This window comes from Ferruginibacter sp. SUN106 (genome assembly GCF_050611765.1).
Taxonomy (GTDB): domain Bacteria; phylum Bacteroidota; class Bacteroidia; order Chitinophagales; family Chitinophagaceae; genus Ferruginibacter.
Genome location: NZ_JBODJC010000006.1, coordinates 155567 through 178782, shown reverse-complemented (window position 1 = coordinate 178782; position 23216 = coordinate 155567). Strand labels below are relative to the sequence as shown.

Annotated in this window: 19 protein-coding genes and 1 tRNA gene; 14 read left to right on the top strand and 6 right to left on the bottom strand. The window is 38.2% G+C overall.

The window, feature by feature from the left end:
- Positions 1-44 precede the first annotated feature (44 nt).
- From ACQ334_RS23085 to ACQ334_RS23050, 8 genes are all read left to right on the top strand, one after another.
- Positions 45-923 carry an exopolyphosphatase gene (locus ACQ334_RS23085; protein WP_430990649.1) on the top strand — a complete coding sequence of 293 codons (879 nt, stop codon included), beginning with the start codon at positions 45-47 and terminating at the stop codon, positions 921-923.
- A gap of 83 nt (positions 924-1006) precedes the next feature.
- On the top strand, positions 1007-2110 hold the full coding sequence (locus tag ACQ334_RS23080) for a hypothetical protein (protein WP_430990648.1): 1104 nt from the start codon (positions 1007-1009) through the stop codon (positions 2108-2110).
- Positions 2111-2125: 15 nt separating this feature from the next.
- Positions 2126-3109, top strand: coding sequence for a hypothetical protein (locus tag ACQ334_RS23075; protein WP_430990647.1), 984 nt, complete (start codon positions 2126-2128; stop codon positions 3107-3109).
- Between the two features lie 101 nt (positions 3110-3210).
- On the top strand, positions 3211-4029 hold the full coding sequence (gene panB / locus ACQ334_RS23070; protein WP_430990646.1) for a 3-methyl-2-oxobutanoate hydroxymethyltransferase: 819 nt from the start codon (positions 3211-3213) through the stop codon (positions 4027-4029).
- An 84-nt stretch (positions 4030-4113) separates the two neighbouring features.
- A complete protein-coding gene (gene amaB, locus ACQ334_RS23065) occupies positions 4114-5637 on the top strand; it encodes an L-piperidine-6-carboxylate dehydrogenase (RefSeq protein ID WP_430990645.1) in 1524 nt (507 codons plus the stop codon).
- A gap of 101 nt (positions 5638-5738) precedes the next feature.
- On the top strand, positions 5739-7094 hold the full coding sequence (locus tag ACQ334_RS23060) for an OmpA family protein (RefSeq protein WP_430990644.1): 1356 nt from the start codon (positions 5739-5741) through the stop codon (positions 7092-7094).
- 85 nt (positions 7095-7179) lie between these two features.
- Positions 7180-8859, top strand: a complete 1680-nt coding sequence (locus tag ACQ334_RS23055; RefSeq protein ID WP_430990643.1) for a S8 family peptidase — start codon at positions 7180-7182, stop codon at positions 8857-8859.
- A gap of 171 nt (positions 8860-9030) precedes the next feature.
- A complete protein-coding gene (locus ACQ334_RS23050; protein WP_430990642.1) occupies positions 9031-9540 on the top strand; it encodes a DinB family protein in 510 nt (169 codons plus the stop codon).
- Between the two features lie 60 nt (positions 9541-9600).
- Here ACQ334_RS23050 and ACQ334_RS23045 read toward each other — a convergent pair whose 3' ends face one another.
- The 4 genes from ACQ334_RS23045 to ACQ334_RS23030 all read right to left on the bottom strand — a co-directional run bounded on the left by ACQ334_RS23045 (position 9601) and on the right by ACQ334_RS23030 (position 15009).
- Complete coding sequence (locus tag ACQ334_RS23045) at positions 9601-11769, bottom strand: carboxy terminal-processing peptidase (RefSeq protein WP_430990641.1); 2169 nt, start codon at positions 11767-11769, stop codon at positions 9601-9603.
- 397 nt (positions 11770-12166) lie between these two features.
- The gene (locus tag ACQ334_RS23040) at positions 12167-12928 is read right to left on the bottom strand and encodes a LytR/AlgR family response regulator transcription factor (protein ID WP_430990640.1); all 762 of its coding nucleotides are present in this window, start codon (positions 12926-12928) and stop codon (positions 12167-12169) included.
- Positions 12929-12936: 8 nt separating this feature from the next.
- Positions 12937-13965: a sensor histidine kinase gene (locus tag ACQ334_RS23035; RefSeq protein ID WP_430990639.1), complete on the bottom strand. Its 1029-nt coding sequence runs from the start codon at positions 13963-13965 to the stop codon at positions 12937-12939.
- Between the two features lie 84 nt (positions 13966-14049).
- A complete protein-coding gene (locus ACQ334_RS23030; protein ID WP_430990638.1) occupies positions 14050-15009 on the bottom strand; it encodes a fasciclin domain-containing protein in 960 nt (319 codons plus the stop codon).
- Positions 15010-15251: 242 nt separating this feature from the next.
- On the opposite strand from ACQ334_RS23030, the gene ACQ334_RS23025 reads away from it, so the two are divergent.
- Together ACQ334_RS23025 and ACQ334_RS23020 are read left to right on the top strand one after the other, a co-directional pair.
- Positions 15252-15866: a flavin reductase family protein gene (locus tag ACQ334_RS23025; protein ID WP_430990637.1), complete on the top strand. Its 615-nt coding sequence runs from the start codon at positions 15252-15254 to the stop codon at positions 15864-15866.
- A gap of 60 nt (positions 15867-15926) precedes the next feature.
- The gene (locus tag ACQ334_RS23020; protein WP_430990636.1) at positions 15927-17063 is read left to right on the top strand and encodes an FAD-binding domain-containing protein; all 1137 of its coding nucleotides are present in this window, start codon (positions 15927-15929) and stop codon (positions 17061-17063) included.
- A gap of 76 nt (positions 17064-17139) precedes the next feature.
- Here the strand turns inward: ACQ334_RS23020 and ACQ334_RS23015 are convergent, their stop codons facing one another.
- A complete protein-coding gene (locus tag ACQ334_RS23015; protein WP_430990635.1) occupies positions 17140-17811 on the bottom strand; it encodes a TetR/AcrR family transcriptional regulator in 672 nt (223 codons plus the stop codon).
- Between the two features lie 145 nt (positions 17812-17956).
- On the opposite strand from ACQ334_RS23015, the gene ACQ334_RS23010 reads away from it, so the two are divergent.
- Both ACQ334_RS23010 and ACQ334_RS23005 read left to right on the top strand, forming a co-directional pair.
- Complete coding sequence (locus tag ACQ334_RS23010) at positions 17957-18850, top strand: bestrophin family protein (protein ID WP_430990634.1); 894 nt, start codon at positions 17957-17959, stop codon at positions 18848-18850.
- Complete coding sequence (locus ACQ334_RS23005; protein WP_430990779.1) at positions 18820-19491, top strand: carbonic anhydrase family protein; 672 nt, start codon at positions 18820-18822, stop codon at positions 19489-19491. The genes ACQ334_RS23010 and ACQ334_RS23005 overlap by 31 nt, the downstream gene beginning before the upstream one ends.
- Positions 19492-19528: 37 nt before the next feature.
- On the opposite strand, the gene ACQ334_RS23000 is transcribed toward ACQ334_RS23005, so the two are convergent.
- Positions 19529-19602, bottom strand: a tRNA-His gene (locus tag ACQ334_RS23000).
- A 106-nt stretch (positions 19603-19708) separates the two neighbouring features.
- Between ACQ334_RS23000 and ACQ334_RS22995 the strand changes: the two genes are divergently transcribed.
- Together ACQ334_RS22995 and ACQ334_RS22990 are read left to right on the top strand one after the other, a co-directional pair.
- Positions 19709-20317 (top strand): DUF445 domain-containing protein, encoded by a 609-nt coding sequence (locus ACQ334_RS22995; RefSeq protein ID WP_430990633.1) that lies wholly within the window; start codon positions 19709-19711, stop codon positions 20315-20317.
- Between the two features lie 164 nt (positions 20318-20481).
- On the top strand, positions 20482-23160 hold the full coding sequence (locus tag ACQ334_RS22990) for a TonB-dependent receptor domain-containing protein (protein WP_430990632.1): 2679 nt from the start codon (positions 20482-20484) through the stop codon (positions 23158-23160).
- The last annotated feature ends 56 nt before the right edge of the window (positions 23161-23216 follow it).

Below are 23216 nucleotides of genomic sequence, written 5' to 3'. Positions count from 1 at the left end.
TAGCTGTAGATTTGAAATACTAATTAACCTATTAACAATAAAATTTGAAATTAGCCGCAATTGATATTGGCAGTAACGCAGCAAGGCTTTTAATTGCTGAAGTAATTGTTGATGAGAAAAAGAATACTTCCTTTAATAAACTAAACCTTATCAGGGTGCCGCTCAGGCTTGGTTTTGATGTGTTTGAAACCGGTGAGATATCCAAGCCAAGAATTGGCATGGTAATGCAAACCATGAAAGCTTACAAGCACCTGATGAATGCTTACGATGTAGAGCATTTAAAAGCCTGTGCCACCAGTGCCATGAGGGATGCCAGGAATGCCGGCGACATTATCAGGAAAATAAAACTGGAAACCGATATTTCTATTGAAGTGATCAGCGGAGATACGGAGGCTAACCTGGTATATGAAAATCATGTGGCAGAAAATATGGATAAAGACCACAGCTATTTATATATTGATGTTGGTGGTGGCAGTACCGAACTTTCTTTTTTTACCAATGGCATTCTCATTTATAAAAAATCTTTCAATATTGGTACCATACGTTTATTAAAAGGCATGGTAAAAGAATGGCAATGGGAAGAAATGAAAGAAGCGCTTAAAGCAGTAACCAAGGGGCAAAAAGAAGTAGTGGCCATTGGTAGTGGAGGTAATATCAACAAAGTATTCAGTATGAGTAAACGCAAAGATGGCAAACCACTTTCGTTAGAACTTTTGAAAGATTATTATAAAGAATTAGGCAGCGTTTCCCTGGAAGACAGGATAAATCAATATGGGTTAAGGGAAGACCGTGCCGATGTAATTGTACCTGCCTTGCAAATTTATACCAATGCCATGCGCTGGGCTGCTGCCGAAGAGATCTATGTACCTAAAATTGGTTTGGCCGATGGATTGATACGGCATTTGTGGGATGAAGTAAAGTAGGATTGCGGATTGGTGATTTATGATTTTTGATTTAACATTTCGCTTACACTATTTACTTATATTTTCCGTTACAACTCCAAAAAATGAAAAAGCTATTCCCTGTTTTCTTGTTTTTTTATGCCAGCAATTGTTTTGCACAGCAGCCATTGCAATATGCCAATTTTGTTCAGACAGATACGGCCGTAAAGTGGGCAGCGGTTTACAATTCTTATATCAACCTCACCACTACCAACCCTAATTTCAGTATCAGTAATTATTATTTAAAAAAATTACAAAGTGGTAGTATTTCAGCATATACAGAAGATAGTGTAATGCTGGCAGTTACTCCTGTTAGCATTAATGAGAATGACTATATAAAAACAAAAAAAGCAATTGCCTACAATCCCACACTGATGAATTGGCGTTTTAATTTTGATACCAGGACCGATGGTTACGAAGATATTTTCAGGGAAGAAGAAAATACATGCGATACCTGCAATACAAAAAACGCCATCTCTTTTTTTAAAGTAAAACAACTGCTTTATTATAAGAACAACCAGTTTAAAATTCAGAATATTTTAATTACACCGGTTCTTTACAACAAAGAAAGATCAAGCTACCGTGAGAATACTATTTTTTTTGAAACCGCAAACCTTGCCTTTAATGATGTGAACAGTGATACCATAACTGTTCCACCTACAGCAGTTTTAATTACACGAACCTGTAATAATTTCACGCTGCTGCCCACCACTCAAAACCATGTAGAAACAAGCAAGATATTAACCCTGAACAACTGGAGCCTTTGCCGCTTATTTTTAAATGACATAAAAAAGGGAAAACTGAAGGCTTACAATGCGGATGATAATATTTACCCGGATGCAAAAAAAATTGTACCCTGGCAAAAAACAACTGCTTACCATGTTCAAAAAATTACAGTCCCTATTTACAATACCAATGGAGAACTTGTCAAATACAAAACTATTACTCCTGAAATAAATTACGACAGCATCTACAATTTCGCCATTGTGCAAGACCTGTATTTTGATTTTGCAAAAGAAAAACTATATTCTAAAGTGATTGCCGTAGTGCCCATGTCGCAGGTAGTTACCAGTACAGGTATATACCTTGGATTACAAAATCACTGGGGCATTCTTTTCCCTGAAGAAAAACCAAAGGCTATTAAACCCAAAGCTGTAAAGCATAACTAATTTTTTCTTTTACAAATGAGAATTGCGATCATACTAATGCTTTGTTTTTTCAGCAATCAAAATGTAGCGCAACGTATAATTGCACCTACACAATTTGACACCTTTATTAACAGGCCCTCTGTTGAATGGGCTGCGTATATGTGGGGCAAAGTAAAAGGTGAAAAAATTAATTTTAATAAACTGCTGCTGAACCGTTATTCGAAAAATGAAATTACTGGCACCTTCGCTCTCTACCGGGAGTTCGTTTCGGAGTATACTCTTGATTTTATAAAAAAAGATTCTTTAGATAAGAAAGCTCTTTATCCATTTTGTATCATGCGGCCTTATGATCCTTACGGCGAATATCCCGGTCCTATGATCAAGCCCTACCCTGTTGATTCTTCAGATAAAACTACTTCTCTTACCGAACAAATTGTTTATGTAGAAAATGGCAGGCTTAAAAGTTACATTCCCTGGATTACTCCACAAATGTTGGAATTTTATACCCCAATAAACTTAATGGATTATTTCAGTACCTGTTTTAATTTCAAACCCGACTTTAAACCGGGTAGTCAAAACAAAATCATTTTCTTATCTCAAACCACTAAAAAAATACGGTTAGATAGTACAGATGCAGAACAAAAACTTAAAGAATTATACGGAAGAAATTTATTACAAACACTTTGGCCTTATGTTTTAAACGGCAAATTGCCTGTCTTTTCTATTAAAACAAATCAGCAAATTGCTGCAGCTAAAGTGGATACTTTTATAGTATCTAAATTTGCAAGGCACAGATTCATTTATGATACCGCTGGAATAAAAACAGGAGAAGAATATTACAATGAAGCCCCGGTCCCATTTTACATCAAAGAAGTGGAACTGGTACAAAACTGGTACTACGATTACAAAGAAAATATTGTATTGTGCAAAATACCAGAACTGATTATTTATTCAGATCATTGGATTGACGGGCATGTCTCAAACGAATCTCTGCCCATTTTAAAAATAGTTTTCAATTAAATTTCTTTCTACTTTTACACCAGCGATAACTTACAGGACTTGTTTTATTCTAATGCAGAACCAACTCCGCTTCGCCATTTATTAATTCAAAATCACACATCATGTCTGCAGTAGTTAAAGAAGTAAAAAAAGTAACCACCAACACATTACAAAAAATGAAAGCCGCCGGAGAAAAGATCTCTATGATAACGGCTTACGATTTTTCTTTTGCCTCTATTTTTGATGCAGCAGGTATTGATATCATTTTAGTGGGCGACAGTGCCAGCAACGTTATGGCCGGGCATGTAACCACTTTGCCTATTACATTAGACCAGATGATCTATCATGCACAAAGTGTGGTAAGGGCAAGAGAGAGAAGCCTGATCGTTTGTGATATTCCTTTTGGTTATTACCAATCCAATTCAGATATCGCTTTAGCTTCTGCTATAAAAATAATGAAGGAAAGCGGTGCCAATACCGTAAAACTGGAAGGTGGCGAAGAAGTACTGGATTCTGTAAAAAAAATAGTGAGTGCTGGTATACCTGTGATGGGGCATTTGGGCTTAACGCCGCAATCCATCAATAAATTTGGTACTTATGTAGTACGGGCTACCGAAGAACAGGAAGCCAATAAATTAAAGAGAGATGCTTTGCTGCTGCAGGAAGCAGGATGCTTTGCAGTGGTACTGGAAAAAATTCCGGCAGCATTGGCAAAAGAAGTTTCGGAAAGTTTACATATACCTACAATAGGCATTGGTGCTGGCGGCGATTGCGACGGGCAGGTGCTGGTGATGCATGATATGCTGGGCATTAATACAGAATTCAAGCCCCGTTTTTTACGCCAGTATTTAAACCTGAATGAACAGGTTACCGGTGCAGTGCAGCAATACATAAAAGATATTAAGAGCAAGGATTTTCCAAATGAGAATGAGCAGTATTAAGATCTTCCCACAATTATTTGCAAGCAATCTTACACAAAACCATTCATTTAGTATTATTACCTTTACAGTTAAATAATGCTGCACATGAAATTTCTTGCCCAATTAAAAATTCAGAAAAATAATAACGGTGTTTCTACAGGTTTACTTTGGCCAAAAGCTAAGGGTGAAAAAATACAATCCTTCTCGCCTGTTGATGGTAATCTTATTGCCACTGTAACTGCTGCCGATAAAAATAATTACGATGCGGTGATCGCCAAAGCGCAGGAAGCTTTTGCTGCATGGCGTTTATGGCCGGCACCCAAACGTGGTGAAATTGTAAGACAGGTTGGTGAAGAATTGAGAAAAAATAAACAATCCCTTGGTGAGTTAGTGAGTTATGAAATGGGCAAGAGCCTGCAGGAAGGTTTGGGCGAAGTACAGGAAATGATCGACATCTGCGATTTTGCTGTAGGCCTCTCCCGCCAGCTGCATGGATTAACTATGCACAGCGAAAGGCCCGGGCACCGCATGTACGAGCAATACCATCCCTTAGGCATTGTTGGTGTAATATCTGCTTTCAACTTTCCCGTTGCTGTATGGAGCTGGAATGCAGCATTGGCATGGGTTTGCGGAGATGTATGCGTATGGAAGCCCAGCGAAAAAACACCACTCTGTGCTATTGCCTGCCAGAATATCATTCAATCTATTTTCAAAAAAAACAATGTGCCCGAAGGTGTAAGCAATATAATAATAGGTAACAGGAATGTTGGCGAATGGATGAGTAATGATACCCGTATCCCGTTGGTTTCTGCAACAGGCAGCACCAGAATGGGTAAGGCTGTAGGCAAAGCAGTGGGAGAACGATTAGGAAGAAGTTTACTGGAACTTGGTGGTAACAATGCCATCATCATTACCAAAAATGCTGATCTTGATATGGCATTGATAGGGGCTGCATTTGGCGCTGTAGGTACGGCCGGGCAACGCTGCACTTCTACCAGGAGATTGATCATTCATGAATCGGTGTATAATAAATTCAAAGAAAAATTAGTGCATGCTTACGGGCAATTAAAAATTGGTAACCCATTGAACGAAAAAAATCATGTGGGTCCGCTGATTGATAAAGATGCGGTGAAAATGTATTTGGATGCGATTGAAAAATGTAAAGCCGAAGGTGGCAAATTTATAGTAGAAGGCGGTGTTGTAAAAGGCAAAGGTTTTGAAAGTGGTTGTTATGTAAAACCCTGCATTGCCGAAGCAAAAAATAATTTCGCCATTGTACAACATGAAACCTTTGCACCCATTTTATATATCATGAAATACAAAACACTGGATGAAGCAGTGGCCATGCAAAACGGCGTTCCTCAAGGCTTATCCTCTGCTATCATGACTACTAATTTAAGAGAAGCAGAAGCATTCCTTTCTCAATCAGGCAGTGATTGCGGTATTGCTAATGTAAATATAGGCACTTCCGGCGCAGAAATAGGTGGCGCCTTTGGCGGAGAAAAAGAAACCGGTGGCGGACGTGAAAGTGGCAGTGATGCATGGAAAGTTTACATGAGAAGACAAACCAACACCATTAATTACACCAATAAATTACCATTGGCGCAGGGTATTAAATTTGATTTGTGATCAATTTACAAACCAAATAATTTTTAATACTTATATTTATACAATAATAACTCTGATTGTTTTAATTGCTATAACCAAAACCAGCAAGTATCATAAAAGGTATGCCCCACAATCCACATCTGAAACTTCTCTGTAATAAAGCATTTGCGGCGATACTTCTTTTATTTTGTTGCAATAGTTTAATAGCGCAAACCAAATATGGCGTACTTGCGGGTGCTGGCAAATCTTCCCTTTTTAAATTTGCAGTGCCACCTGCCGATTACAATTGTTACTCTTCCGCATCTTCTTATTGGGGTGGTATCACTATTAATAAAACACTTATAAAAAATGAAGTGGATTTATTTATTGCTGCAGCTTATAACAAAAAAGGATATAAATATTTATTGCAGAAAGAAACCGGCACTAACAATTCTATCAAAGATTCCGGCTTTACGCAAAAAATAAACTACGTTGACCTTAATCTTAACCTGCGTAAAAAATTTATGTTTGGTGAAGAAAGTACCAATAGTTTTTTTGCAGGCACAGGGCCTGTTGTAAGTTTTTTAGCCGGAGGGAAGGAAGAGATACAGGCAGATTATTTTGGAAGCTCATTAACGCCTGTTGATAAAACCAATAGTAAACTCACTACCGGAAGCGGACCAGGAAAATACAAACCCACTTTTTTCAGCTGGAGTATCTGCGCAGGTTTTGAATTCAATAATTTATCGCTTTACATCAATGCTAATATTCCGCTTACCGATTATTTCCAGGATGCCAGGGATGCGGTAAAACATAAGGTAAAAACATTTGGCATTACAGCAGCATACACTTTATACACCCATCAAAAAAGAGAAAAACCTGAAAGGCCGGAAAAAACCAAAAAAACCAAAGACCACGATATCAATATTCCTGTTGTAACGATAGATACCCTGGCAGACAGGGATGGAGATGGCGTTGCAGATGTACACGATAAATGCCCGGGTATTAAAGGCTCTGCAAAATATGGTGGCTGCCCTGTTCCCGATACGGATGGTGATGGTATAAATGACGATGACGACCAATGTATCACTGTTGCCGGTGTTGCCGCTAATCATGGCTGCCCCGTTAAAGTTGATACCGCCAAAATAAACACAGACACTACCTGCTTTATTGTCTATTTTGAACCTGGCAAAAGCATCTTAAAAACTGAAGCTTTTGAAACATTAGATAAAGTGGTGAAATTATTAAAAGCCAATCCCAAACTGGTGGCCGTATTTAAAGGCCATACCGATAATGTGGGCAGCCAGGAGGCCAATTACAACCGCTCTTTACTCAGGGCCAGCGTTTCTGCCGATTATGTGGCCAGTTTTTACATAGATAAAAATCGTTTAACGATTCTTTCACTAGGTAATAAAATGCCCGCTGCCGACCTGAACGACCCATTGGTACAATGGAAAAACAGGAGAGTTGAAATTTGCGTATTTGAAGCAACCAAATAGCTTTTTTACCGCACTTACCATTTAACGTAGTATTTAGATGCCGTATAATTTTCTTCATTAACTTTGAAAAAAAGTAATATAATATATGCATAAATTCCTAATTGTATTTGTGATCGGTACCCTTAGTTTTTCAATCAGTAAAGCCCAAAAAGAGAGCACTCCCAATGGATGGCATTTGATGGATAAAGACAGTACCGGTTACTATGGCGTTAGCGCTAACAAAGCTTATAGTTTTATAAAGTCAAAAAATCTTAAAAGCAAAACAGTTATTGTAGCAGTGATAGACAGTGGTATTGACACACTGCATGAAGACCTGAAACCTATTTTATGGACCAATCCAAAAGAAATTCCCGGCAACGGTATTGATGATGACCATAATGGTTACATCGACGATGTACATGGCTGGAATTTTCTGGGCGGAAAAGATGGCCGCAATGTAAAGGAAGACAGCTACGAAGCTGCAAGGGTGTACCATGACCTTAAATCAAAATACGAAGGCAAAGAAAAAGGAGATATTGCCCCTAAAGACCTGGCAGAATTTACCATGTGGCAAAAAGCCAAAGCCAATATTACAGGCGAAGGGAAAGAAGATGCCGGCATTGATATAGTAATATTAAAAAGATTATTAGCCAACATGCAAAAAAGCGACAGTACTCTAAAAGTTGCTTTGGCAAAAGAAGTGTTTACCGGCACCGAGTTAAATTCTTTTATTCCTACAGAACCTGCTCAAAAAACTTCTAAAAATGCATTGCTGGGTTTAATGAAGGCCAACAATCAACTGGAAGCTACCAATAAAGAATTTATGGAAGGCTTTGCTGAATATGTTGCAGGAGAAGACAAAAAAGAAGAATCTAAAAATACACCACCGCCAACCTACAGGGCAGATATAGTAAAAGATGATGAAACTAATATCAACGACCGTTTTTATGGTAACAATGATATTATGGCCAGCACGCCAATGCACGGCACACACTGTTCGGGTATTATAGCTGCAGTACGTAACAATGGCAAGGGTATGGATGGTATTGCAGACAATGTGCGTATAATGATGGTACGTGCGGTACCTGACGGAGACGAACATGATAAGGATATTGCCAATGCTATCCGTTATGCGGTAGATAATGGTGCCCAAGTGATCAGTATGAGTTTTGGCAAGGATTTCAGTCCGCAAAAACAATGGGTAGATGATGCCTTCCGCTATGCCGAAAGCAAGAATGTTTTATTGGTACACGCCGCAGGTAATGATGCCAAGGATGTGGATACCGAAGATAATTTCCCCAGCCCGGTTTACATTAATGGAAAAGGCAGGGCGGGCAACGTAGTTACGGTTGGTGCCAGCGGCGATCCTAAAAATGGCGGATTAACTGCTTCTTTTAGCAATTATGGTAAAAAAGAAGTGGATGTTTTTTCTCCCGGTGTAAAAATTTACGCTACACTACCCGGGGGTAACACGTATGGTAATTTACAGGGTACCAGCATGGCTTGCCCGCTGGTGGCTGGTATTGCCGCTTTAACACTGGAATATTTTCCCAACCTTTCTGCAAAGCAGTTGAAGTATGTTTTAGAAAATTCAACCCAAAAACCTGATTTTAAAGTAAGCAAACCCGGCACTGAAGACATGGTAAATCTCTCCGATATCAGCAAAAGTGGTGGTATTGTAAATGCTTATGCAGCATTAAAACTGGCATCTACTTTAAAAGGCGAAAGAAAAATACAGAAAGAAGTTTTACCAAAACCTAAATTAGTGAAAACTAAAAAAGGATAAGATCGTTTAAAAATAAAAAAATCCCGAAGCCAAAAAGCTTCGGGATTTTTTTATGTCGCACATTTTCATCAGGCATTATCCTTCTTTGCCCTTAAAGAAAAAACCGTGTTCCCATCTATAAATTTTATTGTAATTTCATTCCTTAGAAATTAACGTTTAAACCTTTTGCTAATGCCAAAACCATCTCCCTCTACTCATCCATCCTATTTTCAAAAATATATCGACCTGGTGCCGGAAGAGGACCTTACAGCGGCTTTTCGTCATCAGTCATTACTGCTCACCAAATTCCTTTATAGTATTAATGAAGAAAAGTCTAATCACTCCTATGCTCCGGGCAAATGGACTATTAAGGAATTGATTCAACATATGATAGATACCGAAAGGATCTTCAGTTACAGGGCATTATGTTTTGCCCGCAAAGACCAGAGCTCTTTACCTGGCTTTGACGAAAATGAATATGCTGCCAACAGCAACGCCAACGTTCGCCATTGGAAAGACCTGGCTGATGAATTTTTATTGGTAAGAAAATCAACTGAAATTTTATTCCACAGTTTTACTGAAGAAGCATTAAATAACAGCGGCATTGCTAATAACAATCCCACTACTGCTATCAGTATGGGTTTTACTGCCATCGGGCATGTGTACCATCATATGGCAGTTTTAAAAGAACGTTATCTGTAAGTAATAAAAAATCCCGTCCTTATAAGTTGAACGGGATTTTTATTTGTATTTGGAAATTGCTTAATTATTCTTTGCGGTAGCTTTTTGCATGATCATATTGTTGATCACTTTCATAGATTCGTCAACGTAAATATCAGCACCTATTCTTTTAAGCCATTGCTTATTTTTTTCTAGTTTGTCTTTAGCTGCATTAATGTTTACCGTATCCGCAGCAATATTTTTTACAACCAGTTCCTTAGGTAGTTTGTTTAAGTCTTCCAATTGTTTGTAAGTTGCTTTCAGCTCGGCCTGTTCTTGCTTATACTTTACAATATTCAAAGAATATTCCTTTTCACTGTTAGTACCTAACCAATCAATATTGGTTTTTATTTTACTGAATACAGAACCTTTATTGATCTGATCGTAAGACATAGAGACTACTGCATCGTTACTTACGGTACTGGTCCATGGCTGATAATCTGCCCTGGCAATAGTATCCCATGGTAATGCTGAAGCATTATCTTTTTCACGGAATTTTAAATATTCATAACGGTCAGGTAAAACGATATCCGGCACCACACCTTTTAACTGTGTAGCCCCGCCATTGATACGATAGAATTTCTGCAGCGTTAATTTTAATGCGCCAAGGTCTTCAGTATTTTTGCTGGCCAATAAAGGATTTTCACTTTCCGGTGATAAAGCAATATTGCGTTGTACAGTACCTTTTCCATAAGTAGAAGTGCTGCCGATAATAATACCTCTTTTATAATCCTGTATTGCGGCTGCAAAAATTTCAGATGCTGATGCACTCATTTCATCTACCATTACAGTAAGCGGACCTGTGTATAAAACGTTTTTGTCCTTATCTCTTAAAACAGAAGCTTTTTCGTCTCTGCCTTTTACCTGTACAATCGGGCCATCCTCAATAAACAAGCCAGCCATTTTAACCACTTCAGATAGTGATCCGCCGCCATTTCCTCTAAGGTCAAGAATAATACCTTCTACATTTTCTGCTTTTAATTTTTCTACTTCTTTAGCTACATCATTAGAACATCTTGCGCCATTGGGATTCTGGAAATCCTGGTAAAATTCAGGCAACCAGATATATCCTACTTTATGTTCGCCATTGATCACTGCGCTTTTTGCAAAAGTATCTTCCAGTTTTATTTCATCTCTTAATAAAGAAACTACTTTAATTGTGCCATCTACTTTTCTAATCGTTAATCTTACTTCCGAACCTTTTTCTGCACCTCTTATTAGTTTTACCGCATCAGTAACAGCATAGCCGGTTACATCCACAGGCTCTGCTTTACCTTCACCAATTTTTAAAATTTCGTCATCTACGGCAATATTATTGCTCAGTTTTGCAGGCATACCCAAAATAAGTGTGGCAATTTTTATTTTACCATCATCGTCTTTCAATTGTGCACCAATACCATAGAATTTTCCGCTCATGCTTTCATCAAAAGAACGTTTATCTACCGGAGGAAAATAATCCGTATGAGGATCCATACTTAATGTAATGGCGTTTACGAAAGTGCTGAAATTTTCATCCGCAGTTTCATGTGTTTTTTTGGTTGCCATCATACGATCCATTCTTTTCTTTACAAATTCCCTGGCTTCTCTTTCCAAAGTACTATCTGCCTTTTGCACAAAATCTTTTTTCCCTTTATTTTTTTCCCTGTCTTCCTGTAATTCCACAAACCTGCTTAATACACTGTATTTAATGGTCTTTCTCCACACTTCTTTGCGGTCAGCTTCGGTTTTAGGAAAATCAAGTTTATCCCTGTCAAACTGTACCGACTCATCTTTGGTAAAATCAAACGGATTTGCTAAAAATTCATTGGCCAGTGCAAATCCTTCATCACGTCTTTTTAAATACACTTCATTAATAGCAAAAAAAGATTGCAATTCACTCCCGTGAATTTCATCATCAATTTTGCCATCATATTTTTTCGCCAGCGAATCAATATCAGATTTCAGGAAAATGCTTTTCTCATCATCCAGGTCGGTAGTAAATTTTTTGAATACCACCTGCGAAAAATTATCGTCAATTTTCTTAGGGCTGAAGTGAGCTTCTTCCAGGTACATACCCACATAGCGCAATACTTTCGCATACTTCGACCTTGGATTGTCATCATTCCCCGATCTTCCCTGCGATTTAAAGGCCACAAAAAGGCTTGCCCCGGTAAGCACCAGTATAACCGGAATAAATTTTTTACTCATCATAAAGCTTGCAATTTTTTGCATGATGTAAAAATAACGTAAAACGATTGTTTTTATTTGTTGTAAACGAACTTACGTGAATAATGTTTTGTTAAAGGCTTTTTTTGGAAAAATATGCGGATGAATGGTTGCTTTTTGTCATGGTTTTGCCAAAAAACAAAAAAGGCTTCTGCATTTTACTACAGAAATCTTTTAATGGGTTAGCTACGGTACAGTTTTCGAACCTTTTATTAATTTAATGATTTGAAAAACCTTGTTAACCTTTTAACAGCCTGTTACTATTGATTATTATCTAACAAAAAGATAATCAATTAGTTACAAATGCTTTTTAAAACCCAAACACTGTTGTAGACTTTATCTGCCCCCTTATGAAATTCCAGTAGCATAAAAATGATGGTAGTATATATTCAGCTTCAATTTTTTAATTATCTGCCCAATGTTTAAATTCTGCCACTCTTTCCCTGCTGATAATAATTTCTTCCAAGGTGCTGATTCCTTTTAATTGCAATTTCAGCCGGTTGCTATGATAAGGCTTTACCTGCTCAATAGAATCTGCATTAATAATTATTTTTCTGTTCAGCCGGAAAAAATGTTTGGGATTCAGTTCTGTTTCTAACTTCTCCATTGTGGAGTTAATTACAAAACGGTTACCTTCTTTGTCAATTAAAAAAACAATTTTATTATCTGCCGCAAAGTAAGCCACATCAGTAGCCGGAATAAAAAATAAACGCTGCCCCACTTTGGCCAAGAACCTGGTTTTATAATTGACTGAAAAATTATCTTTTACCTGTTCCATCAGCAATTGGTAATCCTTTGGAGCAAATGCTGCAGACAGGTTTTTATACTTGTTTAAGGCTGCTGCTATTCCTTCTGTAGTAACGGGTTTTAAAATATAATCAATACTGAATAACTGAAACGCATCAATAGCATAATTTTCGTAAGCAGTAGTAAAAATAACCGGCTTTTGAATATTGGTTTGCCTGAATATTTCAAAGCTCTCTCCGTCGGATAGATGAATATCCAGTAACAATAAATCGGGATGAGGTTTGGTATTAAACCAGTTCACCGTTTCTTCTACACTTTCCAGGCAGCCTGCTATATTAATTAAAGGATCGTAAGCTTTAATTAAAAGCTGTAACCTTTCCTGTGCCAGTTGTTCGTCTTCTACAATTAAAATATTCATCAGGTATTTTAATTTAAAGTAAGTAATGGCAGCGTTACTGTAAAAGCCTCATTGTCGTTTTTAACTTCAACTTTTTGTCCGCTGAATAACCAGTACCGTTTGATGATATTATTAAGTCCAACTTTAGTGGAATTATCTACCGATTCCCTTAGTTGCAGGTTATTTTTTACCACAATAGTATTATTGCCGTTAACATGTACATCAATATGCAGCGGTTTATTTTTACTTACCACATTATGCTTAATGGCATTTTCAATCAGCATTTGCAACGATGCCGGTATCACATAAAATTTTTCGTAAGCTTCCGGTACATCAACAACAATCTCCAGCCCTTCGGCAAATCTTTTCCCCAATAAAAAAATGTAGGGCTTAATAAAATTCAGTTCTGTTTTTATATCAACCAGTTCTTTATCATGCGTAGTTAGAATATAGCGGTATACTTTGGAGAACTCTTCTATAAACTTGTTGGCTTCATTATTATTTTTCATGATCAATGCAGAAAGTACATTGAGGTTATTAAATAAAAAGTGAGGATTGATCTGGCTTTTTACCAACTGTAATTCTGCCTGGGCAGATATCCTCTTTAATTCTTCTGCCTCCATCCATTTGGTTTTATACTCAGTAAAATAAAATTTAATGGCATTAAGTAAGTGAAATAACAAATTGGCAAGCCATGCATAAATTAAATTCAGTTTGAGAGGAATAAAACTTTCACTAACAGTGTAGTGATGCAGCACCATACTCACAAAGAAAACAATGCCAACAGTTATTATAGTCGTAAGTATACTTCCGGCAATAAAAAACATTGCCAGCGTGCTGATCTTAAACTCCCTGATGTGGAATATTTTTTTAAACCGGGGTTCCAGTAAGCGGCTGCTTTCCCAGGTTAATAAAGTAATAGCCATTATGGTACCAAAAGCAACATACCATTCTATTTCAATGTGAAAATATTTATACACTTCACATAATACGGTGTTGAGGTAGGTGTATACCGCCAGGAGTACAATAAAAAGATACCTGTGTTTATGAGCAAACATCGCTGCTGGTTAATATTTAATAAGCATCAACGGTAAAAATTAAAAATTGTTCACCGTTGATGCAGCTTGGTTTTCCGATAATATCTATGGTAATAAAACCCTGTCGATTACATGTACCACGCCGTTGCGTGCCATGATATTGGTAGCCACAATATTTGAAGCGGTAGTGCCATTTCCGTTGCCTTTAATAGTTGCACCACTGGTGAGACTGATGGTAGTATTGCCTCCTGCCAGCATGGTTAACGGGCCATTGGCAAGGTCAGATGAAAAAGCCCTGCCACCCACCACGTGATACCTCAGTACGGCTAACAACGTAGCTACAGGAATCTGGTTGATATCTGTCAAGCTTAGAGCGCCCAGCAATTGGGTAAATGCAGCGTTGGTAGGTGCAAATACAGTAATAGTAGCAGTGCTCAATGTGTTGATCAAAGTAGGATCTCCGCCGGTGGCATTATTGGCACGTACGATCGCTTTTACCAGGGAATCGAGGCCGGAACCTGGTGTTTGCGCTGTAGCCACAATATTGCCGGAAGGTTTATTTAATGCTTTGGCCAGGCGGTGAATTACACCATTATCTGCTGCAATATCAGCCTGCGCTACTGCAATACCATTTACAAATACGCCGGATGCATTTTTAGTTACAAAAACAGAATCCCCGCCGGCAGTTACAACTTTTGCATTAGGACCTGCCGGAACATTGGCGGCTAATATTTTAGAACCAATAGTGTGATATAATAACAAGTCGCTTAATTGCGGGGCAGTTAGAGAAGTCACGGTAGCTGAAGTGATTCCTGCGCTTGCAAAAGCTGCATTATCCGGTGCAAATACAGTAAACGGTCCCGTACCACTTAAGGTAGCAGCGAGGTTTGCCTTTACTACCGCTTCCTTTAAAACACTATAACTGGCGGTGTTAGATACTACATCAGTAATGGTATTTGCAGGAGCAGGCGTGGGTTCATCATCTTTACTGCAAGACGATAAAAGTAAGGTGGCACCCAATGAGGTGGCAAACAGGATCTGGTTAAATTGATTGATAATTTTCATGATAGATTGTTTTTATCTCTTAATTACAAGTAAGGGGCGGAATGGATATGCCTGCCGGAGTAAACTGTAAAATTGATGGTGCGAAATGATAGTTTTTCTTCCCGGGCTGGATAGGTGTATTACAAATTGGAGATATTACTGCAGCGTTTTTTAAACATATAACCGCATGTATTGTTTATCCCGTAGTGCAAATGCAGTTAGCTGGAAAAATAAATATCTACTTAACCTTGTCAAAATTGAAAATGCAGACACAAATAACTTATCCCGGATTAATGGCGATGGAACAACGTAAAAGGGCGCACTTAATAAACAGCGTGGGCGGTTTTAAAAGCTTATGCCTTATTGGTACTACCGATAATTCGGGCAATACCAACCTTGCTGTTTTCAGCTCCATTGTTCATATTGGCGCTAACCCTCCTTTGATCTGTTTCATTATGCGGCCTGATTCGGTGGAGCGGCACACGCTTACTAATATTCTGGCAACGGGCGTGTATACGATCAACCATATTAATGAAAATATATACCCGCAGGCGCACCAGTCATCGGCTCGGTATCCTAAGGATATTTCTGAATTTAATGCAACGGGTTTAACAACAGAATACAAAAATGATTGTGTAGCACCATTTGTAAAAGAAAGCAAAGTGCAGCTTGAAGTGGAATTTAAAGAACGTATCGATCTTACCATCAACAATACTATAATGGTCATTGGTGCCATCACGCAACTGTATTTCCCTGAAGATTGTTGGGCGGAGGATGGTTATTTGGATATTGAAAAAGCCGGCACCATTACCTGCTCGGGGCTTGACAGCTACCATACTACCCGGCGATTACAAAGGCTGCCCTATGCAAAGCCTTAAGGCCGCAGCGGAATATTAAACAGAATAATAATGACATAAACAAACACAGCACTGGTAAGCATGCAAGCCTCATCTCAATCGCCCCGGCGCAAATTTGTTACAGACTACGGCCTGGTACTTGAAAAAGTAGACCAGGTCGATCCCCTTAGTTATGCCCGGACAAGAAACTTTATTAACGGAGCTGTGACTTATTTGTCACCCTATATTTCACGAGGTGTTATCAGTACGTTACAGGTCAAAGAAGCCGTTTTGAAAAGAGGATACACGCTGTATGAAATTGAAAAATTGCTCCGGGAATTGGCCTGGCGTGAATATTACCAGCGTGTATGGCAGGCCACAAAAGATCTGATCTGGCAGGATCTGAGACAACCACAGCCGGATACCCTGCATCATGAAATGATCAGCGCATTACAAAATGCAGCAACAGGTATTCACACGATTGACGACCAGGTAAATAATTTATATACCACCGGCTACATGCACAATCATACCAGGATGTATGTGGCAGCCATAGCCTGTAACATTGCCAAAGCGCATTGGCTGCAGCCTTCAAAATGGTTATACTATCATTTACTGGATGGAGATATAGCCAGCAATAATTGTAGCTGGCAGTGGGTAGCCGGCGCTTTTGCGGCAAAAAAATATTACTGCAACCAGGAAAATATAAACAGGTATACGCTCAGTGGTCAGCAACACACATTTTTAGATAAGCCTTATGAAACAATAGCAGCAATACCGGTGCCGGATAGACTAATGGAAACCTGCGCTTTACAATTACAAACAGTGCTGCCACAAACAGCAGTGCCGGTCATTGACTGCACAAAACCCACTTTACTCTATAATGCTTATAATATCGACCCGCAATGGAGAAAAACAGATAATGTAAACAGGGTTTTATTATTGGAACCATCCCATTTCAGCAGGTACCCGGTCAGCGAAAAAGTAATATCATTTATCATTGACCTATCCAGGAACATAGCAGGCATTCAGGTGTATTGTGGAGAGTTGTCAGCACTGCAGGCTTTGTATAATGAAACTAACCATTCCGCCAGCCCGGCATTTATTGCAAAAGAGCACCCGGCTTTTACTCATTACCCCGGCATCAAAGACAGCCGCGACTGGCTGTTTCCTTCGGTCACTGGTTTTTACCCTTCTTATTCTGCTTATTGGAAACATTGTGAGCGGTATCTGAAATAATTATTTCAGGCATACATCATAAAAAACGGAAGTATAGTGTAAGGCCGTTGGATTTCAGTTTATAGCCGCTCATGATCTATCCCAAAACCTTAAATAACAGATCAGTTAAAAAGTTACTTGTAAATTCTGAATTATTTTTAGCCGGCGCATCAGTCAGGCGTGGTAAATTGACACTAAAATATTGCTGATCGTGTGATGTTTCAATAAGGGTAGTACTTAAAGACCTTGGATATTTATAGGTTGGTTTGTAAGCCGAAATAGTTTCTGCTATTTTAGCACACAAATCTTTATAGGGCTTAAACACTTCGTTTTTATTAATTTCCGATACCTCTTTTACCAGGTAAACTTTACTGCTTTCAGTAATTACAATTTGATTAAGGTATTTCTTATTGTAATCGAGCTGTCCGGAACTTTCTGGTAATTCGTGCGTTAACAGCTGAATGATGATCTTTAATTTTTCTTTCTTATCTGCAACATTTTGTAGTTTAAAGATCACTAAAAACTCCATATAGCACCAATACCAATTTAGTATATATAAAAGCAGCCGGTGTTTATTTTCGAAATACCGGTATATGGTAGCTTCTGTACTATTGATCTCTATAGCTAATTTTTTAAAGGTAAACTGCTCAAACCCTAATGCATAAATCAGGTCTATTGCTATTTTTACCATTTGCCTCCCCACCTCACTACTTTCGGGGTCCCGTAAATATATTTTTTCGTTTACTTTAAATTTTACCTGAAAATCCATGCTGGTAAATGTTTTTGCAAAACTACTTAAATTAATTATCAAAATAGCAATAGTTCTATTGCAGATACTTTTACAATTTTTTAAGATAGTAATACTATTATTTATAAAAGCTTTATTATCTTTGTTAAAACAAAAATACAGGCAGATGTTGCTGAATAAAAAGATCCCGGTTCGTTTTATCCTCAACAAAATAAAGTTGGAGATAATGTATGTGTTGCTGATTGCAATCGTGGTATACTATTTTACGGAAAAATTTAAAACCATTATCCCCGAAATGCCACTTTCTATACCAGCCTTTTTAGGTACAGCTATTTCGGTAATTCTTTCGTTTAAACTTAACCAGTCTTACGACAGGTGGTGGGAGGCACGCAAAATATGGGGTGCAATTGTAAATGATAGCAGAAGCTTTGTACTACAATTACAATCATTTGTACGTGAAGGAAATGAAACCAGCATTAAACAAATCGCCTATCGCCACATTGCCTGGTGCTTTAGCTTGGGGCAAACTTTAAGAGGTTTACACCCAACTGAGAATGTAGAAAAGTATATTTCTCCGGATGACTTGGCGGTGATAAGCAAACATAACAATAAGCCACTGGCGTTATTACAACTAAATACTTTACAAATTGCTGAACTAAAAAAGAAAAAGCAGCTGGATGTTTTCAGCCAGATACAAATCAATACTACATTAGTAAATTTCTCTAATGCTATGGGTATGGCAGAAAGAATCAAAAGCACCGTTTTCCCTTCCACCTACCGGCTTTTTTTACATTTTTTTATTTACATATTCGTAATAACGCTTTGCATAGCGCTACGGGATATTGAAAGCCAGTTTGAGATTCCACTGCTACTGGTAATTTCTGCCGCTTTTTTTCTTTTGGAAAAATCAGCTACGCATTTGCAGGATCCATTCAGTAATCAGCCTACCGATACAGCAATGACAACAATTGCCACGAATATTGAAATCAATTTAAAACAACTACTTAACGACCCTGATACGCCGAAGCCATACCCGGCAAAAGATTTTTATATACTCTAACTACTAAAATTACAAAAATGCACACTCATTCAAAAGAAACGCAAAGCAGTTTAACGCCTGATTTAGCCCTTGAAATTTTAAAAGAGGGTAATGAAAGATTTGTAAAAAATTTAAAGGCTAACCGTAACCTGCTGCAGCAGGTAAATGAAACCTCAAAAGGCCAGTTTCCTTTTGCCACAATTTTAAGCTGTATTGATAGCCGTACCTCGGCAGAACTGATTTTTGACCAGGGCCTTGGCGATATATTCAGCATACGTATTGCAGGCAATATTTTGAATGAAGATATTCTGGGTAGTATGGAATTTGCCACCAAATTGGTGGGCACTAAAATTATACTTGTACTGGGCCATACTAAATGCGGTGCAATAGCAGGTGCCTGCAATCATGTGGAAATGGGTAACCTCACCACATTGCTTAATAAAATTCAGCCTGCCATTTACAACGAAAAAACAACTATAGAAAACAGAGACGGCTCCAATGAATCTTTTGTTAAAAATGTTACCGAGCTGAATGTGTTTTTAACAATAGACAGAATTAAAAGAGAAAGCCCGATAATAGCAGAACTTGAACAACAGGGTGCCATCAAAATAATAGGCGGGCTTTATAATGTAGATACCGGCATAGTAACTTTTTATAAGTAAATAGAAAAAGGAGTTTCAAATGAAACTCCTTTTTTTGGGTAATCGAGGGGGCTCGAACCCCCGACCCTCAGAATCACAATCTGATGCTCTAACCAACTGAGCTACGACTACCGTTTTTTATTGGACGGCAAAAATAATGAAAAACTTTTCTCCCTCAAAATTACATTTTGAGCAAGCGGTGTAAAAATGCTTTCTTTGCACCCAAAATAAGCAACTCATGCATTGGACTCATTATATTATTCCTGTTTTTTTATCGGCTTTTACCGGATGGGTAACCACATGGATCGCTATTAAAATGTTGTTTCATCCACGTAATCCAATAAACATTTTCGGATTTAAGCTACAGGGAATTTTTCCAAAAAACCAGCAACTGATAGCCCAAAAGCTGGGCCAGGTGGTAAGTAAAGAGTTTTTATCTTTTGCCGAAATTGAAGCCAAGGTTACCAACCCTGAAAATATCCAGCTTTTAAAGCCCGAAATTGAAGCTCATATAGACAAGTTTTTAAGAGAAAAATTAAAAGAGGTTTTTCCAATGCTTTCCATGCTAATTGGAGAAAAAACCATTAACCAGCTTAAAGATGCTTTTTTAATGGAACTGGAGAGTCTTTTTCCTGTTTTGATGAAAAGTTATATGACCAAACTGGAAAAAGACCTGGACCTGGAGAAAATTGTTACCGATAAAGTTGCCAGCTTTTCGTCAGAAAAACTGGAGGATATACTAAACCAGATCACTAAAAGAGAATTCCAGTTTTTAGAGGTGATCGGCGGATTTTTTGGCCTTTTGATAGGCCTGTTACAGGTATTGATACAGGTATTAAGCAACTGATAACAATTCAGTAATGCCGTCTGCAACTCCACAAGTTATACTACCACTCATCATGTAAGGGTATTGCAACTGAACTTTTGAGAGCACCTTTGCGTTTTATTGCAAAAACCGACAGTTTTTTAACATAAAAGCGTCTAAACTACATCTAACATTAAAACTACAATATGAACTTTTTTAGAATTTGTTTGAGCCTGGTGCTGATTTCTTTAACTACAAGTGCACTGGCTCAAATGCCAGGGGGCGCTGGCCGTGGGCAAATGGGTGGCGGCCAGAATATGAACCTTGGACATTTTTATGGCAAGATCATCGACTCTACTACCAATAAACCAGTTGATGCAGCTTCGGTACAACTGATCCAGAACAAACTGGATACCATGACCAAAAAAAGAAGGGATGTGGTGGTTAGCGGTATGCTTACTACTAAAAAAGGCGAATTCAGCCTGGAGAATTTAAATATCATGGCGCAGTATAAATTAAAAATTACTGCCATTGGCTATAAAACCATCGAAAGAAAAGTTGCCTTTTCCCTGAATATGTCGGGCATGAAGAATGGCGACATGAGTGGCATGTTAAATAGCGTGGATAAAGACCTGGGCAATATTAAATTAGATGTGGATGCCCTGCAATTGCAGAATGTGACCGTGGTTTCTAATAAGCCATTACTTACTATGAGTATTGACCGCAAGGTTTTTAATGTAGAAAAAAATCTTACCAGTGTTGGTGGAACCGCTGTAGATGTGATGAAAAATGTACCCAGCGTAAATGTAGATATTGATGGGAATGTAACTATGCGTAATGCTGCACCACAAATATTTGTTGATGGCAGGCCTACCACAATGACATTGGACCAGATACCTGCTGATGCCATTGCATCTGTAGAACTGATCACCAATCCCAGTGCAAAATATGATGCCAGTGGCGGTGGTGCCGGTATATTAAATATTGTTTTAAAGAAAAACCGTAAAGCAGGTTACAATGGAAACATAAGAGCAAGCATTGATAGCCGTGGAAGGCCCGGCTTTGGTGGTGATATTAATGTAAAGCAGGAAAAAGTAAATTTCTTTGCTGCAGGGATGTTGGGCATTCGTAAATCAAAAAGTGATGTAACTACAGAACGTACTGACTTTTTTACCAATAATACCGCACATTCTTTGCAAATGAATAATCCGGTTAACAAAGGCTTTTTTGCTTTTGGCAGAATTGGCATGGATTATTTTTTAAACAACAGGAACACTTTCACTATTGGTGGCAATGTTGTAAGAGGACAGTTTAAAACGAATGACTTTTTGAACAGCATAAATGATACCACATACTCTTCCAGCTCAGTACACGAAACTGCCACCCGTGCTTCTAACAGCGTTGGTAATTTCAGGAATTATGGCAGCACTTTCAGCTATAAACATAATTATGCTAAAGCAGGAAAGGAATTAACAGCTGATGTAAATTTCAATTATAGCAAGAACGATAATGAATCGGATAATGACCAGAAACAATATACTGCTGCCAGCAACCTGAAAGGGTTGAATCTTTTTCAGAATACCACGGGTGGAGGAACTACAAAATTCCTTACCATACAAACAGACTACAGCAACCCTATTACTGAAAAAATGAAAATTGAATTCGGTGCAAGGGCTTCTTTCAGGGATTTTACCAGTTTTAATACTATCACCAATATTTATAAGGATTATACTAACGGACAGATTTTATTTGGTAGTAATACCATTTCCAATTACAAATTTACTGATGCCGTTTATGCAGGTTATACCACTTTTTCGCAGCAGCTTAATAAATTCACTTACCAATTAGGCTTAAGATTAGAAAGCAGTGAATACAATGGTAACCTGATTACTAAAAACCAAAAGTTCAGTAACAGTTATCCTTTCAGCTTATTTCCCAGCGCATTTTTTACTTATAAACTTACCGACAAGCAGGATATGCAACTGAATTATTCCAGGAAGATCAACAGGCCCAACTTTTTCCAGTTAATTCCTTTTGTTGATGTAACCGATCCGTTGAATATTTCAAAAGGTAATCCAGACCTGATACCTGAATTTACCAACCTGGCGGAATTATCTTATCAGAATCAATTATCTAATAAGCATTCTTTTTTAACCACTCTGTATTTTCGTAATACCAACGACCTGATTACCCGTTATCAATACCGTGATGCCAATCCTAATCCGGCAATATCCGACAGTGCTACATTTAATACCTATGCCAATGCCAACAGCAGTTTTACTTACGGCCTTGAATTAACAGTAAGAGATAAATTTATCAGCTGGTGGGATCTGTCGACCAATTTAAATTTATATAAAACCCAACTGAAAGCAGGTAATATACCGGGCAGTACAAATCAATCGCAGGTAAGTTGGTTTGCCAAGATCAATAACAGTTTTAAACTACCTAAAAACTATTCTATACAATTAAGTGGCGATTACCAGGCTAAAACATTGGTGCCCGCAAGCAGCAGTGGTGGTGGCATGGGTGGCCGCGGCGGCGGTGGCATGATGGGAGGTGGAGGTTTTGGCCAGGCTTCTCCGGGCGCCCAGGGTTATATCAAACCTAACTATGGTGTTGATATCGCCATTAAAAAAGATTTCATGAAAAATAATGCGGCATCATTAACATTACAAATGAGTGATGTATTCAGAACAAAACTGAGTGCTACACACGCTGAAAGTTCTTTCCTGATATATGATTCAGAACGCCGCCGTGATCCGCAGGTAGCAAGGTTAAGCTTTAACTGGCGCTTTGGAAAAGTTGATGTATCGTTATTTAAACGCAAAAACATGAAAGGCGAAATGGACAGCATGCAAAATGCACAACAGGGAATGGGGAACTAATAGCGTGAGTCGTGAGTAAGTGTACTAAAATTTGAATACTTTATATTACAGAAGAG